This is a genomic window from Streptomyces sp. NPDC050121 (assembly GCF_044460385.1).
Lineage (GTDB): Bacteria > Actinomycetota > Actinomycetes > Streptomycetales > Streptomycetaceae > Streptomyces > Streptomyces soliscabiei.
Map to the genome: position 1 here is coordinate 186,777 of NZ_JBITJV010000007.1, position 16,707 is coordinate 203,483.

Sequence of the window (16,707 nt, forward strand, 5' to 3'; positions counted from 1 at the left end):
TCGGTTCTTGAGGCGACTCCAGGACGGTTCCGGGCTGGCGATCGGATGTCAGGTAGACCGAGGCAGGAGGCCAAGGAGCTTGCCCAACCCGTCAATGGTGAGATGCGGGCTCTGCTCCGGCGGCAGCGAGGTGTAGCGGTCCGCCGGGTGGATGCCGGTGGTCACCGCGATGGCGAGGGCGTCGGCGTTACGGGCCATCGCCATCTCCAGTTCCGGGTCGTCTCCGACGACGGCGAGTTCCTGCGGGGCGGTGCCCAGCCGTTGTGCGGCGCAGTGCAGCCCGATCAGCGATGGTTTGCCCACGACCCGTTCGGTGACGCCCGTGATGCTGCTGAGCATGGCGCAGATGGCCCGGGAGGTGCTCAGAGCCCTGCCGTCGGCGGTGGCGAAGAACACCGACTGTGAGCAGCTGTACAGGGTGGCGCCGCCGAAGACGGCATGGCAGGCCGCTTCAAGGTCGTCCATGGTGAACTCGCGATACCAACCGGCCAGTACGGCGTCGGCTTCCGGCTTCCCCTTTGGCTCGACGATCTCGATGCCGGCCTGGCGCAGCGGCTCCTTGAGGCCTTCGCCGCCCAGTACCAGGACGCTTCGGTGGCCCTTGGCCAGGAAGTGGTCGACGGCGCTGGTGGCGGGGGTGAGCATGGCGTCGTCGGACAGGTCGAAGCCGATCCCGCGCAGTGTCTGTGCGTATGCCTCGGGTGTACGGGTGGTTCCGTTGGTGAAGGTGAGCCAGGGAAGGCCGCGTGCGGTGAGCGCGGCGGTGAGCTCCAGGGCTCCGGGGAGGGGCGTGAGCCCGTGGTTGCGCCGGTCGCCCAGCACGAGGGTGCCGTCGAGATCGAACACGATGCCGCGGACGCTTTGCAGACGATCGGTCAGGGAGACGGCGCCTTCGTCAGTCGGCTCGGCGGTCACGGTGCAGCTCCAGTCGGAAGTCGGGGCGTTCCAGGATCAGTTCGGGTGTCGCCGGGCGCGTCCGCATGCCGTTGAGCAGGTCGAGCACGGGCTTCAGCCGGGGGTTGTAGTGCTGCCGGGCGGGGCCGGCGGCCACCATGGCGTCCACCTGCTCGGCGGGCATCGTGGCCCGCAGGAGCAGTTCCTCGTCGCTGATGCCGCGGGGAAACCGGCCGCGTAGCTCGGCGACGGTGGGCGGTGGAGGTTCCTCGGCGAGTTCCCTGGCGCGCGGCCGGGCCAGGATGCGGTCGGTGACGTCCGGGTCTACGGGGCCAGTCGGCCTGCCGAAGTTGCCGAGCACGTATCGGATCACCGGGTCGGAGACGTTCTCGTAGCGTTCGGCGCCGATCACGTTGTACAGCGCCTGGGTGCAGACCATCTGCGGGAAGGGGGTGACCATGATGGGGTGGCCCAGTTCGGCGCGGACCCGGGTCACCTCCTCGATGACCGCGTCGAAGCGGTCGCTGAAGCCCAGTTCGTCGAGCTGGCGGCGCAGGGTGGTCATCACGCCACCCGCCACCTGGTGGCGCATGAACGCGGCGTCGAAGTCCCGGGGACCGCCCACGGGCAGCCCCTCAGCCGCGGCCATGTGGTGGAAGTAGTCCGCCGCCACGCCGAGCAGCCGGTCGTCGACGTCCACGGTGTGGCCGAGCTCGCGCAGGTTGGCTACCACCTGCTGGGCGTTGGGCAGAGAGGTGCCGCCCGCCAGGGCTCCGCAGGCCACCTGGAGCGCCTGCACCCCCAGGTCGGCGGCCTTGAGGTAGGTCAGGCCGGGCAGTCCGACGGTGCAGTGGGAGTGCAGCTCCAACGGTTTGCCGGCGAGGTTGCGGATGACGGCCGGGATCAGCGTGGTGGCGCGTTCTGTTGTCAGTAGTCCGCCGGGGTCCTTGATGTAGACGCGGTCGATGTCCGGGCAGGCCGCCATCTGGGAGGCCAGCGAGCCGTAGTGGGCGTCGTCGTGCACGTCGCTGACGGTGTAGGTCAACGCTCCGACGATCTCCGTGGCACCGGCCGCCCGGATCATCCGCGCGGACTCGCGCACGGCGTCCATGTCGTGCATGGGGTCGAGCACGACGTACCGGGTGACGCCGTTGACCACCAGCCGGTCGTATACCAGCTGCATGAACTCGGGGTGGGCGACCTCCCAGGAGATGAAGCGCAGCCCCGTGCCGATGAACTGCAGGGGGGTGTTGGGCATGGCACGGTGGGTGAGCCGGATGCGTTCCCAGGGGTCCTCGCGGTGGGTGCGCACCGCCATGCCCATGTGGGTGCTGGAGGTGTAGTCGAGGGCCCGGAAGCCCACGCGGTCCAGAATGGGGGCGATCTGGAGGATCTTGCCGGTGTCCAGTCCGGTGGCGCTCCACAGACTCTGGTTGCCGTCGCGCAGCGACACGTCGACGAGCTGGATGTCAGCCATGACTGCCTCCTCCGGTGGCCGATCCGGCGGTGTCGGTCGATCGGGTCGCCGGGTGGTCGCGAAGGAACCGGGTGAACCAGGCGGTGTCCACCCCGCCTTCGACGAAGTCGGTTTCCTCCAGCACCGCTTGGTGCAGGGCGGTGTTGGTGCTGACCCCGTCGATCGCGCATCGGGCGAGGGCTCGGCGCAACAGGACCAGCGCCTCGTCCCGGTCCCGTCCGTGGACGATCAGCTTCGCCAGCAGGGAGTCGTAGTACGGCGGCACAGTGGCGCCTGCCTGGAGATGGGTGTCGATCCGGATGCCCTCACCGAGCGGCCAGACCGCCTCGGTGACCGTGCCGGGGCTCGGCTGGAAGTCGCGGGCCCAGTCCTCGGCGTTGATCCGGCACTCGATGGCGTGGCCGGAGAAGGAGACGTCCGCCTGACCGAAGGAGAGTGATCGGCCTTCGGCGACGGCCAGTTGCTCGGCGACGAGGTCCAGCCCGGTGATGGCCTCGGTGACCGGGTGCTCGACCTGGATTCGTGCGTTCATCTCCAGGAAGTAGAAGGTGCCCCGGTCCACGTCGACGAGGAACTCGACCGTGCCCAGGCCCCGGTACTCCAGGTGCTTGCCGAGGGCCACCGCGGCGCGGTGCATCTCCTCGCGCAGCGCCGGGTCGAGGACGGGCGCGGGTGCCTCCTCGATGAGTTTCTGGTAGCGGCGCTGCACGGAACAGTCCCGGGTGCCGAGGTGGACCACGTTCTCGCCGTCGGCGAGGAGCTGGACCTCGACGTGACGTCCGGTCGCGACAAAGCGTTCGAGGTAGACCCGGGGGTCACCGAAGGCGGCGCCCGCCTCCGCCATGGCCAGGTCGATGGTGGACGCCAGCTCAGCCGGGTCGTGCACCTGCTTCATTCCCCGGCCACCGCCACCGCCGACCGCCTTGATCAGGAGGGGAAAGCCGATCTCCGCGGCGAGTCGCGCGGAGTCCCCGGCGTTGTCGAGCGGTCCGCCGGGTACCACCGGGAGCCCGGCCGCGATGGCGTGCCGACGGGCTTCCAACTTGTCGCCGACGGCCGCGAGCTGCTCGACGGTGGGGCCGATGAACACGATGCCCGCCTCGGCGCAGGCCTGGGCCAGCCGCTGGTTCTCGGAGAGGAAGCCGTAGCCGGGGTGGATGGCGTCGGCTCCCGCGGTCTTCGCCGCCGCGAGCACGGCGTCCACATCCAGATAACTGGCCGACGGCGCGGGAGGGCCGAGGCGGACCACCCGGTCGGCCAGCCGGGCGGGTACGGAGGCGAGATCGGCGTCGGAGGCGGCGAGCACCGACTCGATGCCGAGCCGCCGGCAGGTACGCAGGATCCGCAGGGCGATCTCGCCCCGGTTGGCGATCAGCACACGTCGCAGGATCACGGCGTCGCCGCCCCTGCGGACGTCGTGTCGATGTGCATCAGCACGGCGCCCTGCTCGACGAAGTCACCGTCGGCGAGAGCGACTTCTGCCACCACGCCGGTCACCCCGGCGTACACGGAGTTCATCAACTTCATCGTCTCGACGATCCCGACCACGGTGGTCTCGGTGATCTCGTCCCCGATCTGGACGAAGGGCGGTGCGCCGGGCTTCGGCGCGCGGTAGAAGGCTCCCGGCAACGGCGTACGTACCTCGGTCAGGCCTTCGCGGGTGGACACCGCCTGCTTGTCCGGTGGGGTCCCGCCCCCGTCCGCTGGCTGCTCCCGCGCTTCACGATCGACCAGCACCGGCTCGGCAGTCGTACGGGCGGACTGTGTCCACTCGCCGTCGGTTGCACGGCGCAGCGACAGTTCGAACCGGCCGGTGCGCAGTTGGAGGCGATCGACGTCCATGTCGTCGATGATCCGCAGGATGTCCTGGACGTCCTCGCCGGTCAGGCTCACGGGGTGCCTCCGCCTTTGCCGGCTCCGCCCAGCAGTGACAGCACGTGGTCGAATGCCCTGGCCTTGGGGGCGGCTGTCGGCGCCTTCTCACGATTCGCCCATACCGTCTCGGGGCGGCTCTGGAGCAGGAAGATGTTGTGGCCGGGCACGAGGTTGCGGGAGATCGCCCACTCGATGTCCTGCGGGGTCCCGTAGTGGGATTCGACCTGTCGGCCGATCCGTACCAGTTCGTGGATCTCCGTGTCGGACAGACAGGGCTCGCTTCGCAGGTACTCCGGTACGTCCTCCTCGACGACTCCGGCCCCGCTGGGGTCCATCCGGTGCTGGCGCAGCTTCGCCGAGACCGTACGGGAGCAGATGTCCCCGGTGACCTTGCCGACGACGTACTTGTCGGGTGTCACGTCGCCACCGACGAGTGCCGATCCCAGGCCCCAGGACCCTTCGAGAGCCACGACGGATCGGTCTCCGGTGAGTGGGCTGCGGGTGAACATGACACCGGCGCAGCGCGGGTCGATCATGCGCTGGACGACGACGGCCATCGCGAGGTCCTGCTCCGGCAGAGCCAGCCGCCGCCGGTAGCTGACCGACTCCACGCTGTAGAGGCTGGCCCAGCAACGCCGGACGTGCTCCACCAGGGAGTCCTCACCACGCACCCACAGGTAGGTGTCCTGGAGCCCGGCGAAGCTGGCATCCTCCGCGTCCTCGCTGGTGGCACTGGAGCGTACGGCGACAGGGGCGGGCTCACCGGGGGTGTCGGACTCGCTGTCCAGGTCCCGGTAGTGGTCCCGGATCGCTGCCGCGACCTCCTCCGGCAGCTCGGCCGCTTCGATGCGCTCCCTGACGGGTGCGGTCGCGTGGGCGATCGCCTCGGTGTCCTCGGCCTCCAGAGCCTCGACGCGGGCGCGGATCTCGCCACCCGGGTCGAGGACGTGGAGGAAGGCCTCGAAGGCGGCGGTGGTCACGACGTATCCGGGCGGTACCGGGGCGCCGGCGAAGGTGAGTTCGCCCAGGCTGGCGCCCTTGCCGCCGACGGTAGGCCGGTCGGTGAGCCGGAGATCTCCGAACCGGCGGACGAGGAGTGAGGTGTCCATCGTGGTGCTCCCTGCGTGGTGGAGGAGTCAGTCGAGAATGGTGACGATGCCGCGGTCGCCGTCCACCCGCAGCCGCTGACCCGTGGTGATCCGCTTGGTGGCGTGTCCCGTGCCGACGACGGCGGGCAGCCCGTACTCGCGGGCCACGATCGCCGCGTGCGACATGGTGCCGCCGATGTCCGAGACAGCGGCCGCGATCTTGCCGAAGACCGGCCCCCAACTGGGCGCGGTCACCGGACAGACCAGCACCTCGCCCTCCCGCACCTGACCGATGTCGTTGGCGCTCATCAGCACCCGGGCGGTGCCCTCGACCACGCCCGGCGAGGCGGCGAACCCACGCACCTCGTGGTCGCCCGCCACCGCCGGTGTCGACCAGGCCTGGATGGTCTCCGCGGTGATGCCCCACAGCATGCGCACCGCCGGGTCGTTGAGCGCCTCGGGGACGGGGCCCAGCGCCGGCGGCGGGGACCAGCCCGCGAGGGTCTCCAGCATCCCCCTCCGCTCGGTGACCATTCTCTGGACCCTGGCCGACCCGACGGGCTTGGTTCCTGCCGCCCAGGCGAGCATCACATCGGTCAGGGCCTGGCCGACCTCGGTGTGGCTCAGCTGGAAGACGTCCTCGGTGTCGGCCAGGACACCCTGGTCGCGCAGCAGCTCACCGAACTCGCGGACCTTCCCGTAGAACTTCGTGGTGAAGTAGTGCTCGCAGTAGAAGTTGTGGTCCTCGATGAAGGGGAACACGGCTCTGGCCAGACCGAGCATCTGGTCGAAGGCCGCCTGCTCGTCCTCGCCGGACAGCAGGGAGCGGTATTCCTGGGCGATGCGTTCGCGCTCCGTCCTGAGCTGTTCCGTGGGGCGGTCGAGCAGCTCGCCGCGCCGTGCCTGGTCGACGTAGCCGGGCAACGCCGCGAACGGCACCGTGAGGTCGTCGTTCCAGCTGCGGTGGTGATGGTAGAAACCGGCGCCGGTCGACATGTTGAACCACGGCTCCCGCGCGTCGTCCATGGCCGTCAGCCACCTCCGGCCGTCGTCCCCGCGGGCTGCGAGGGCGGCCAGTACCTTGTCCGGGTCGCAGCCCTCGACGAACAGATCGTCGACGCCGTACTCGACGGCAAGCTTCGCCAGCTTCTTCAGCTCGTCGTCGGGACGATAGAGGATCACGTCGATCCCCGCGACCATCCGGGCCACGTCCTGGTCGGGGATCTCGGGGAACGACGTCTTGCAGAACTCGAAGAACACCACGTAGGCGCCGTACCCCAGCATGAGGAACTCCGTGTGGTGGTGCCACATCTTGGAGTACAGGTCCATGAGCCGGTGGTAGTTCTCGCGCAGGTAGTGGTTCTGTGCCACGCCCTTCGCCTGGAAGATCACGTCCGCGTCCTCGAACTCGGACAGCCGTGGCACCTCGATCCGCTGCACTTCGTCGATCAGACCGGTGATGCGGGTGACCCAGCCCTGGTAAAGCTCGTCCCAGTTCTCGTAGTAGTGGCCCGCCCGCTCGCTGAACAGCGCGAGCCTGCGCTGGATCTCCTCCGGGTCGGTCACCGGGTTGGCGGTGATGTAGACCCGGCCGTTGACGATGCGGTGCTCGATACCGAGCGTGGTGGGGAAGACGAACATGCGTGCCGTGTTCGCACCCAGGGCGGTGTAGGGCGTCTCCGCCGTGACGGCGTCGAACGCCGGCATCGGCTCGGGGAAGTGCATCGCGTTGTAGAACCAGAACCGCTGGTCGTCCTCGGGCTGGAACCGGGTGTAGTAGGGGTACATCGACGCCCAACTCTCGGCGCCGGCAACGTCGGTGAGTTCTGAGGGAAGCGGGAAGGAGGAGGCGGGTCTGGCATCGTTCACGGTGCTCTCCAAGGATGCGGCTCAGATGGCGGTGGTGGCGGCAGCGGTCAGGGGGTAGTCGCGCTGGGTACGGGCGTACCGGGCGAGGGCGTCGAGTGCGCGGGGGTCGGCCACCGTGCTGCGGTCGGCCGCCTGCTCGACGGGTGTGCCGAGCAGGATCCTGCGCGCCGGCACCTCGAGCTTCTTGCCGGTCAGGGTGGTCGGGACGGCCGGGACCTGGATGATCCTGTCCGGTACGTGCCGGGGGCTGTACTCCTGGCGGAGCCGGGTGCGGATCGCGTCCTCGAGACCGGGGTCGAGGGCCACGCCCTCATCGAGGGCGACGAACAGCGGCATGAAGAACTTCTCGTCCGGCAGGTCGAGACTGACGACCAAGGCCGCGGAGACCTGGTCCAGGGCTTCGACCACGCGGTAGATCTCCGCGGTGCCGATACGCACACCCTGCCGGTTGAGCGTGGCGTCGGACCGGCCCAGCACGAAGCAGCCACCGCGCGTGTTGACCTTGAAGAAGTCTCCGTGCCGCCAGACACCGGGGAAGTCCTCGAAGTACGAGCGGCGGTACCGCTCGTCCCCGTCCGGACCCCAGAACGTCACCGGCATGGACGGCATGGGCTCGGTGATGACCAACTCGCCGACCCCGTCGACGATTTCGTGTCCGCTCTCGTCGTACGCGTACGCCGCGACACCGAGGGACCGTGCCTGCATCTCACCGGCGTACACGGGGAGAGTGGGCACCCCGCCGACGAAGCCGGTGCAGCAGTCGGTGCCGCCGCTGCCCGTGGTGACCCACAGATCTTCCTTGACGTTGCGGTAGAACCAGGCGGTGCACTGCGGCGACACCGGTGAACCGGCCGGCATGACCGTGCGAAGGGCCGACAGGTCGTAGCGCTCGCCGGGCACGATGCCGGACTTGCTCATGAGGTCGACATAGGCCGGACTGGCGCCGAAGAAGGTGGTCCTGGCGTCCTGCGCGATCCGCCACAGCACGTCCGGCTCCGGATGGGCCGGGTTCCCGTCGTACAGCACCGGGCAGGCCCCGACCAGCAGGGAGCTGATCAGGAAGTTCCACATCATCCAGCCGGTGGTGGTGAAGAACAGCGGCCGGTCGCCCTCACGCAGGTCCATGTGGAAGGTCTGCAGCTTCAGTTGCTCCAGCAGGATGCCGCCGTGGCCGTGCACGATCGCTTTGGGCAGCCCTGTCGTACCGGACGAGAAGAGCACCCACAGCGGGTGGTCGAAGGGAACATGCTCGAACGTGAAGTCCTCGGCCGACACAGGCGGGTGGTCGAGAACCTCCTCCCACAGCAGGCCACCGTCGACGACCGGCCGGGTGTCCCCGTCGCCGGGTCCGGGCAGGTGGACGACGTGCTCCAGGCCCGGCAGGGCCTCGGCGATGAGGCGTGCCTCCTCCCGGCGGTCGAAGGTCTTCCCGCCGTAGCGGTAGCCGTCGACGCAGAACAGGACCTTCGGACGCAGCTGGCCGAACCGGTCGACCACACCTCGCGACCCGAAGTCCGGGGAGACGCTCGCCCAGACCGCGCCCACGGCCGTCGTCGCGAGCATCGCGATCGCGGCCTGCGGCACGTTCGGCAGATAGCCGCAGACGCGGTCGCCAGGACGTACCCCGAGCGAGCGCAGCCGGGTCGCCAGGATGCGCACCTGGCCCGCGAGATCCTCCCACGGCAACCCGGCCGGAGCAGCGCCCTCCGAGCAGAACAGCAAGGCGTCGGTCCCGGGGCGTTCGTGGCGCAGAACATGCTCGGCATAGTTCAGCCGGGCTCCGGGGAACCACTGGGCGCCCGGCATGTCCCGGCTGCCGAGCACCTCGGAGTACGGGGTCGCGGACCGGATCTCGAAGTAGTCCCACAGCGCGCCCCAGAAACCCTGTAGGTCGGTGACGGACCAGCGCCACAGTTCGTCGTAATCGTCGAACCGCTGCCCGCGCTCGCGGACCAGCCAGTCCAGGAAGCCCGTCATGTTCGCCTCGGCAAGCCGCTGCGGGCCGGGTGTCCACAGCAGCTCGCCTTCGGCCACTGTCACGGGCTCGTCGGCCGTGCCGGGCCTCGAATCAGGGACCGGTGAGCTCGCTGCTGCCTTGACGGCCATGTCGCCTCCTTGCGTCACGGGACGAACGGTCCACGACAGGCCATAGCCCAGGCAATCATCGCCTGCTAACTTTTCACCCAGTGAAATCGATATGGCATCTCCGCAGGTGAGAGCAGGTCCCATGCGGAACTACCAGGTGAAAACGATCAGCTCCTTGGAACGCGGGCTTCAGGTGCTGCGGGTCCTTCAGGAGATGCGTGCCGCGAGCCTGCACGATCTGCACCAGGCAACCGGCATCCCCAAGGCCACGCTGCTCCGGATCCTTCACACATGCAACCAGCAGGACCTGGTGTGGCAGCGGCTGGCCGACGGGGCGTTCATCGCGAGCCTCAGACCTCAGCGCGCCCCGTACGACGACGCCGAGTGGCTCGGCGAACTGGCGTCGCAGGTCCTGGAAGAGCTGTGCGAACGCGTGATGTGGCCCTCCGTACTGACCGTGCCACGCCTCGATTACATGGAGACGATCGACACGAACAGCCCGAAGGCCTACTTCGACGAGGTCGTACCCGTCGCTCCCATCGGCTTCCGCTCGCACATGCTGCTCGGGGCCTCGGGCCGGGCCTACATCGCCTTCTCTCCCGAGCGGGAGCGGGAAGCTGTCCTGCGCCGCCTCCGCGAGCACGACGCCCCCGGGAACGAGTACGCCCACGACGCTGGATGGCTGCGCCGTCTGCTGGCGACCACTCGGTCACGTGGGTACAGCGTGCGGGCACCGGAGTACGACTTCGACGGCCGCAACTCGATCGCCGTTCCGATCCGTGTGCATGGAGAGGTGCTGGGGTGCGTCAACGTGACCTGGCGCAGGACGGTCATGTCCGCACAGGAAGTGGCACGTCGTCACCTGCATGACCTGCAGGACGCGGTGCGCCGGATCGAGGAAGGGGTCGCGGCAGAGGCCCCACGACGACTGGGCGGCCCCGCCGCGGGCGCGTGAGGCCCGATGGCGCATCCGGCGCCGCAGATCAGTCGACCGCTGCCACCCGCAGCGCCTCGCGATGGGCTCGGGCAGTGGTCATCAGCGCGTCGAGGGCGTCCCGCGTACGGACGAGGTCGGCGATGTGCCGGGTCAACCGGTCGTGCTCCTGCTCCATGCGCTCCAGCGCGGCGTCGGAGTTGCTCTCACTGGGTGTGTCGACGCATGGCAGCAGTTCCGTGATCGTACGGCTGGACAGCCCGGCGGCGAACAACCGTTGGACGAATTCGACCCGCTCCACGTCGATGTCCGTGTAGTGCCGCTGCCCGCTGGCACTACGGGTGCTGGTGAGCAGACCCTGCTCCTCGTAGTAACGCAGGGAGCGCACGCTGACGCCGGAACGTGACGCCAGCTCGCCGATCCGCATGTCGCCCCCACCTTGTGACCCTCGACACGGGCCTTGCCTCTGACACCAATGTGAGGTTCTAGCGTAACGGTCGTGCCCGAGCCCCGGGCGTCATGGATCAAGAGGAATGGTGAGAGGCGTATGCGAGCGGTTGTCGCCCAGCGCTACGGCGGCCCCGAGGCCCTGGAACTGATGGAGATCGACAAGCCGGAGCCCGGTGCCGGATCGGTGCTGATACGGGTGAAGGCCGCGGGGGTCAACCCGGTCGACCGGCACGTCGTCGCCGGCCACCTCGACTCGATCCTGGAGGTGAGTCTTCCGTTGGTGCCGGGCTTCGACGTCGCGGGCGTGATCGAGGCCGTCGGCCCGGGCGTCACGGAGTTCTCCGCCGGTGACGAGGTTTTCGGCTACGTCCGGACGGAGCAGGTGCAGCACGGTACCTACGCGGAGTTCGTCGCCGCACCCGTGCACACCCTCGCGGGCAGGCCCGCGTCGCTGACCTGGCAGCAGGCGGCCGGCCTTCCGCTCGTCGGGCTCACCGCGTTGCAGTCGCTGTCCCGGGTGGGTGTCCGGTCGGGGGAGACGGTCCTGGTGCACGCGGCGGCCGGCGGTGTCGGTTCCGTGGCCGTGCAGATTGCCGTGGCCAGGGGCGCCCGGGTCATCGGTACGGCCAGCGAAGGCAACCACGAGTTCCTGCGCTCCCTGGGCGCCGAACCCGTCGTCTACGGCGATGGCCTGGCCGAGCGCGTGCGGGAGTTGGCTCCCGAGGGTGTGGACGCTGCCGTGGACTGCGTGGGTGGTGACGCCGTGGTTGTCTCCCAGGAACTGCTGAAGGACCCCTCCCGGGTCGCCTCGATCGTCGATCCCGAGGTGACTCAGCGCGGCGGGCACCAGGTATGGACGCAGCCCGTTCCCTCGGACCTCGCCGCCCTCGCGAGCCTCGCGGACGCCGGCGAGCTCACCGTCCACATCGACCGTGTGCTGCCCTTGGCGGAGGCCGCCGACGCCTTCCGCCTCAGCGAGACCGGACGCGTCCGGGGCAAGATCGTGCTTGAGATCGGCTGACCATGGGGGCGGTGCGACGAAAGGGGTGGTTCGTAAGCGCGGTCTCTTCCGCGCGGGAATCCTGGACCGGCTGACCGTCGGCAGTAACTTCACCGAGACCGGAACCGACTCGTACCGCCTTTCTCACACCTGTGCGCAGCAGGCAGCGACCAACACAGGGTGACCTGAGGTTTCACACTGTGAAGGCCAGCCGGAGGTGCCCGGCGCCGTGCCGCTGCTCCTGCCCGTCGGGCAGCACCAGTACGTACGGCAACGGGCTGTCCACCTCGATGCCCGTGGCGTCGAATGCGACCGACAGCAGGCCCACCGGAGTCGGCGCCGCACCCTCGACCCGTTCCAGCAGGCCGTAGGCGGGGGCCACACGGGCACGGCCGAATCCCGGCTCGCCGGGGGTGACGCCGAGGACGTGGGTGACCAGGTCGCGGGTGGGGGTCGAACTCCAGCCGTGGACCGGTGATCCCCAGTCCCAGCACTCACCGAAGGTGTCGTAGCCGTCGCGGAGGAAGGCGCTCCAGTCACGCATCGCACCGATCAGCTCGGCGGTTCTTCCGGCGACGGCCGCCGCGTCGTGGACCAGGTAGCTGAGGAAGGGCTGGGCCCGGACGACTTCTTCCTCGGCGTCCCAGTCGACGCGCCGGACACCGCGCAGTTCGTCCCCGATCTTCCGGTCGTCGTAGCCGCCGTCGCCACCGATCCAGGACCGGGTGACCAGACGCGTGGGGTCCATGACGCGGTCGATGATCCGCTGGTGGCGGTGTGTGGGAGCGAGACCCGAGACGACGGCGGCGGCGCCGGCCGCCTGGGAGGTCGCGGGCTGAGGTGTGCCTTGCACGATGTGGTCCAGGTAGGTTCCGCGCCGCTCGTCCCAGAACATCTCGAAGCCGTCGCGGACCCGCTCCCACAGGCCGTTCGCCCAGGCCGCGTCGCCGTGGTTGCCGAGCAGGACGCTGATGTCGGCGTATTCGCGCAGGCCCCGCGCCCACAGGGCGGTGACGACGGAACTCGCGCCGGTGGCGAACACGCTCGACCAGTCCACCAGGTTCCACTCGGGTACGTCGCTGAGTACGCCGTCGCCGGTGAAGTGGGGCAGGTACCAGGCCAGAATCCGCCGTGCGGTGGGGGCGAGTTCCGCCAGCAGGTCGCGGTCGGCGGTGTAGCGGTAGAGGTTGTGGACGCCGTGCAGCCAGTGCAGGGACCAGTCCGGGATGGTCGTACCACCGCTCTGCTCGATCTCGCCGACCACACTCATCGGCAGGATGCCGTCCGGGCGCGGTGAGTTGCCCAGTTCCACGTACCGGCGGGCGAGCCGCCAGTCGGTGGAGGTGGTCAGGTGCACCATCTGATGCACCACGCCATCCCCGACCCAGGCGCGCTGCTCGCGGGTCGGACAGTCGGTGAAGGCGTCGTGGGAGTTGAGCTCCACGGTGCGTACCCCGGCCGTGTAGAGGGCGTCCAGTTCGGGATCGCTGCTGCGGAAATACGCGTTCCCGGCGCGGGGGTAGAGGTGTTCCCGCACCTCGATCCCGTTGACGCGGACCGGGCCGTCGCCGCTGATCAGGGCGTGCAGATAGCGGAAGCCATTGACCTCCAGGGCCTCGAATCGGTCCGCGTGGCCACGGGCGGTGTATCGGGCACCGGTGTTCGGGGACGACATCGGCTCCGGCACACCGGGTCTGTGCGGTGACTCCCGGTACATCAGGTCGACCCGTGTGCCCCGAGGCGCGTCCAGGTCAACCGTCAGGAAGCCGCAGACGATCCGCCCCATGTCGACGACCAGGTGCTGGTCTTTGCCCGGGCCGGGAGCCAGTGCCACCGGGAACACGGCCGTGGTGGGAGCCGGACACGACGGATCGCCGAGGTGGGCGCGGACTCGGGCGACCGGATGAGGATGGTCCGCCGCAGCCTCGGCCGACGGGGCCGCCGCGACCATGGTCGGGGTGAGCCGGGCACCGCCGAGCGGTCCGATCGGGCGGGGGAGGAGCGGCCCGTAGGGGTCGGTGGGCGGCCGACTTCGGGCCAGGGCGCCCATGTGGAGGGCGGGGGTGATGTGCGCGGGGCGCCAAGCGGCGTCGGGCGCTCCGGTCTTCCAGTCGTGGGGGAGCATGCGCGCGTCGAGGCATTCGACGGGGAGGCCGTCGATTCCTTCGGCGGCGGCGATGTGCCAGGCGCCGGGGTCCAGCACCTGCCAGGTGTCGTCCGTCACCAGCAGCCGGTCACCGAGATCCGCTTCGAGGACGAGCACCGCGTCCCGGCCGAGGGCCGCGTTCGCGACGGCCGGCTGCCAGAAGGAGTTGGCCTGGCCGTAGTAGGTGACCAGGACGACCAGGGTGTTCTCGCCCTGCCGTGCGAGCGGCGCCAGATCCAGATCGTCGTAGTGCAGCCGCCGGGGCTGCGAACGTACGGGGCCGCGCCCGGCCTCCGCTCCGTTGAGGTGGACGACGTAGCGGGCGTCGGCGGTGATCCGGGCCGGTATGGAGTCCGGCACAGCAGTCAGGGTGAACGACGTGCGGAACAGATACCGGCCGAACGGGGCGCGGGAGACCGGGTGGCCGAAGCCCGCCAGTTCGGGTTGTTGCGCCTTCGGCCCGATCCAGTGCCCCTGCCAGGACGGGTCCCGCAGGACCACGGGGGAGGTGCGCGAGGGAGACGGGACGGCAGCGTGCATGGCGCACCTTTCAGGACAGCCTCGTCAGGACAGGTGAAGCAGGCACAGTAGAGCACACCTCCCAACTAGTTGGTAGGGGACGCGGCAGGCTTTACAGGGAGGAAGGCCGAACGGAGTCCAGACTTATGAATCGATTCACACCTGCCCGTCGGCCTGGCGGAGGGTGTGGGGGTATGCCCAGACCCCCACACCGTCGACGTGTCGACGATTGCCCTCGTGGCGCGGCTTTTGGGGGCCTGCTGCAGGCTCATGTGGCTGGAAAGCGCCTACTTTGGCGCGCTCTATTCGGTGCCTGAACGGTGGCCGCATTGCAGTCTGAGAGGTTAAAACGTTTCACGCAGAGGGCTTGCCTGTGTCCGCTGGGGCAGCTACGTTACGGCCACATCTCGCACCGGCAGGATCGGCTGAGCGCGAGCTGTCGGTGGGGTCGACAGGTCCGCGAGCGGCACGTCCGCCCGTCCGGGTCGCCCACGCTTCGCTATCGCGTTTCGCCGCATCAGGGGACCCCTCATGTTCGAACGTCAAGAAGCCTGAACCCGAACCGGCACCCTCCACGGGTTGCTGTGGAGTCCGGCCGGCAGGCCGGAGCGCCGCCCTGTCCTGCCGCCGGTCCCGCCTTTCGCTTCGGGTGTCTCCCGGCCCTTTCGCTTCGGGTGTCTCCCGGCACCCGCCGGGTGGGCCGCCGTCGGCGGTTTCGATCCGCACCCGTCCGACCCGACCTCGTCAACCTTCCTCTATACGTTTACCAATGCAAAGGATCATCTCATGGTGGGCATGGATCGCCGCTCGTTCGGCAAGGGCATGCTGGGACTCGGCTTCGGGGCCCTCGTGGCAGGATCGGCGGTCGGCTGCACCAGCGCGACCGGCGCCGCCGGCAGCGGTACCGGCGGCACCGCCGGATCGAAGACGCTGAGCCTGGCGCTCGACATGGCCTACGGCTCATTCGACCCGGCCAAGCAGCAGAGCGCCTTCTCCCTCGTCCTGCCCTGGCAGGCATGCTTCGACACGCTGCTCAGATACGAGCCCGACGGCACCGTCTCCCCGAACGCGGCCGAGAGCTACACGTTCAACGACGACAAGACGGAACTGACCCTCGTGATCCGCTCCGGGATGAGGTTCACCGACGGCACGGCAGTCGACGCGGCCGCGGTCAAGGCTTCGCTTGAGCACATGAAGAATGGTGGGGGCTCCGACGCCGGCCGTCTGGCCGACGTCACCGTCACCGTCAAGGACGCCTCGACGGTGGTGCTGACCACACCGAAGCCAAAGGGTCTGCTGCCGACGTTCCTCTGCCTGGCCCCGGGCATCATCTCCAGCCCGAAGTCGCACACCGCCAAGAACCGCGACACCACTCCCGTCGGCTCCGGCCCGTACAAGCTGGACGCGGCGGCCACCACCACGGGCTCCACCTACACCTTCGTGCGCAACGAGGACTACTGGAACAAGGCCGCGTACGCCTACGACAAGATCGTCATGCGGCAGATGACCGACATCACCGCCCGGGTCAACGCCCTCAAGTCCGGTCAGATCAATGCCGCTCCGATCAGCTCGCAGACCACGGCCGAGGTCCAGTCGTCCGGCCTGACCCTGCTGAAGAACGAGGTGAACTGGGCGGGGCTCTTCCTCGGCGACCCGGAGGGCAAGGTCATTCCCGCGCTGAAGCACGTCGAGGTGCGCCGGGCCATCAACATGGTCTTCGACCGCCAGGCCATCCTGAAGGCGCTCTTCCAGGGCCAGGGCAAGGTCACCAACCAGATCTTCCACAACGGCAGCCCGGCCTATCTGGCCGGCATGGTCGACCACTACGCGTACGACGTGGCGAAGGCCCAAGAGCTGATGAAGAAGGCCGGCTACGCGGACGGCTTCAGCTTCGAGCTCCCCGTCATCCCCGGCCTGGAGTTCGCCACGCCGCTGATCACCCAGCAGCTGGGACTGCTGGGCATCAAGGCCAAGCAGGCGAAGATAGCCGCCAACCAGGTCCTCCCCGCGCTGTTCAGCGGCAAGTACCCGATCTTCTTCACCTTCATGGAGTCGCGCACCCCGCTGTGGGACCTCGTCCAGACCGTGGCGCCCGAGGCGGTCTGGAACGTCACCCACACGGCCGACGCCCGGCTGCAGCCGCTGCTGGACAAGGCCCAGGTGCTCGACGGCGCCGCGGCCGCCGAGAACGCACAGGCGGCCAACGAGTTCCTCGTCGAGCAGGCCTGGTTCTGCCCGTGGGTGCTGCCGACCAACTTCTACGCGACGGACAAGACGACGTCCGCGCGGCCGTACCTGGGCAGCGTCGTCCCGTATCTGCGGAGCTTCAAGCCGGCCGCCTGACAGGCGGCCGGCGGAAGAACGAGGAAG

Annotated in this window: 12 protein-coding genes; 3 read left to right on the top strand and 9 right to left on the bottom strand. The window is 69.1% G+C overall.

Annotation, left to right across the window (positions count from 1 at the left end):
• Positions 1–48 precede the first annotated feature (48 nt).
• Genes ACIBTS_RS13600 through ACIBTS_RS13630 form a run of 7 tightly spaced genes read right to left on the bottom strand, consistent with a single transcriptional unit; the run spans position 49 to position 9,309 of the window.
• Positions 49–915 (bottom strand): HAD-IIA family hydrolase, encoded by an 867-nt coding sequence (locus ACIBTS_RS13600; protein WP_399319119.1) that lies wholly within the window; start codon positions 913–915, stop codon positions 49–51.
• A complete protein-coding gene (locus ACIBTS_RS13605) occupies positions 896–2,371 on the bottom strand; it encodes a biotin carboxyl carrier protein (protein ID WP_399319121.1) in 1,476 nt (491 codons plus the stop codon). Before ACIBTS_RS13605 ends, ACIBTS_RS13600 begins: the two co-directional genes overlap by 20 nt.
• Positions 2,364–3,764, bottom strand: coding sequence for an acetyl/propionyl/methylcrotonyl-CoA carboxylase subunit alpha (locus ACIBTS_RS13610; RefSeq protein WP_399319123.1), 1,401 nt, complete (start codon positions 3,762–3,764; stop codon positions 2,364–2,366). The genes ACIBTS_RS13605 and ACIBTS_RS13610 overlap by 8 nt, the downstream gene beginning before the upstream one ends.
• Entirely contained in the window at positions 3,761–4,264 is a 504-nt protein-coding gene (locus ACIBTS_RS13615; RefSeq protein WP_399319125.1) for an acetyl-CoA carboxylase biotin carboxyl carrier protein, read from the bottom strand. Before ACIBTS_RS13615 ends, ACIBTS_RS13610 begins: the two co-directional genes overlap by 4 nt.
• Positions 4,261–5,355, bottom strand: a complete 1,095-nt coding sequence (locus tag ACIBTS_RS13620) for a PEP/pyruvate-binding domain-containing protein (RefSeq protein ID WP_399319127.1) — start codon at positions 5,353–5,355, stop codon at positions 4,261–4,263. The genes ACIBTS_RS13615 and ACIBTS_RS13620 overlap by 4 nt, the downstream gene beginning before the upstream one ends.
• Positions 5,356–5,382: 27 nt before the next feature.
• Positions 5,383–7,203, bottom strand: a complete 1,821-nt coding sequence (locus ACIBTS_RS13625; protein WP_399319128.1) for a PEP-utilizing enzyme — start codon at positions 7,201–7,203, stop codon at positions 5,383–5,385.
• A gap of 21 nt (positions 7,204–7,224) precedes the next feature.
• On the bottom strand, positions 7,225–9,309 hold the full coding sequence (locus ACIBTS_RS13630) for an acetoacetate--CoA ligase (protein WP_399319130.1): 2,085 nt from the start codon (positions 9,307–9,309) through the stop codon (positions 7,225–7,227).
• Between the two features lie 154 nt (positions 9,310–9,463).
• On the opposite strand from ACIBTS_RS13630, the gene ACIBTS_RS13635 reads away from it, so the two are divergent.
• On the top strand, positions 9,464–10,243 hold the full coding sequence (locus tag ACIBTS_RS13635) for an IclR family transcriptional regulator C-terminal domain-containing protein (RefSeq protein WP_399319132.1): 780 nt from the start codon (positions 9,464–9,466) through the stop codon (positions 10,241–10,243).
• Between the two features lie 28 nt (positions 10,244–10,271).
• Here the strand turns inward: ACIBTS_RS13635 and ACIBTS_RS13640 are convergent, their stop codons facing one another.
• Entirely contained in the window at positions 10,272–10,649 is a 378-nt protein-coding gene (locus tag ACIBTS_RS13640) for a MerR family transcriptional regulator (protein WP_399319133.1), read from the bottom strand.
• Positions 10,650–10,769: 120 nt separating this feature from the next.
• Between ACIBTS_RS13640 and ACIBTS_RS13645 the strand changes: the two genes are divergently transcribed.
• Complete coding sequence (locus tag ACIBTS_RS13645; protein ID WP_399319135.1) at positions 10,770–11,693, top strand: NADP-dependent oxidoreductase; 924 nt, start codon at positions 10,770–10,772, stop codon at positions 11,691–11,693.
• A gap of 172 nt (positions 11,694–11,865) precedes the next feature.
• Here the strand turns inward: ACIBTS_RS13645 and ACIBTS_RS13650 are convergent, their stop codons facing one another.
• Entirely contained in the window at positions 11,866–14,358 is a 2,493-nt protein-coding gene (locus tag ACIBTS_RS13650) for a family 78 glycoside hydrolase catalytic domain (RefSeq protein WP_399319137.1), read from the bottom strand.
• Between the two features lie 765 nt (positions 14,359–15,123).
• Here ACIBTS_RS13650 and ACIBTS_RS13655 point away from each other — a divergent pair.
• Positions 15,124–16,680 carry an ABC transporter substrate-binding protein gene (locus ACIBTS_RS13655; protein ID WP_399319139.1) on the top strand — a complete coding sequence of 519 codons (1,557 nt, stop codon included), beginning with the start codon at positions 15,124–15,126 and terminating at the stop codon, positions 16,678–16,680.
• Positions 16,681–16,707: the final 27 nt, after the last annotated feature.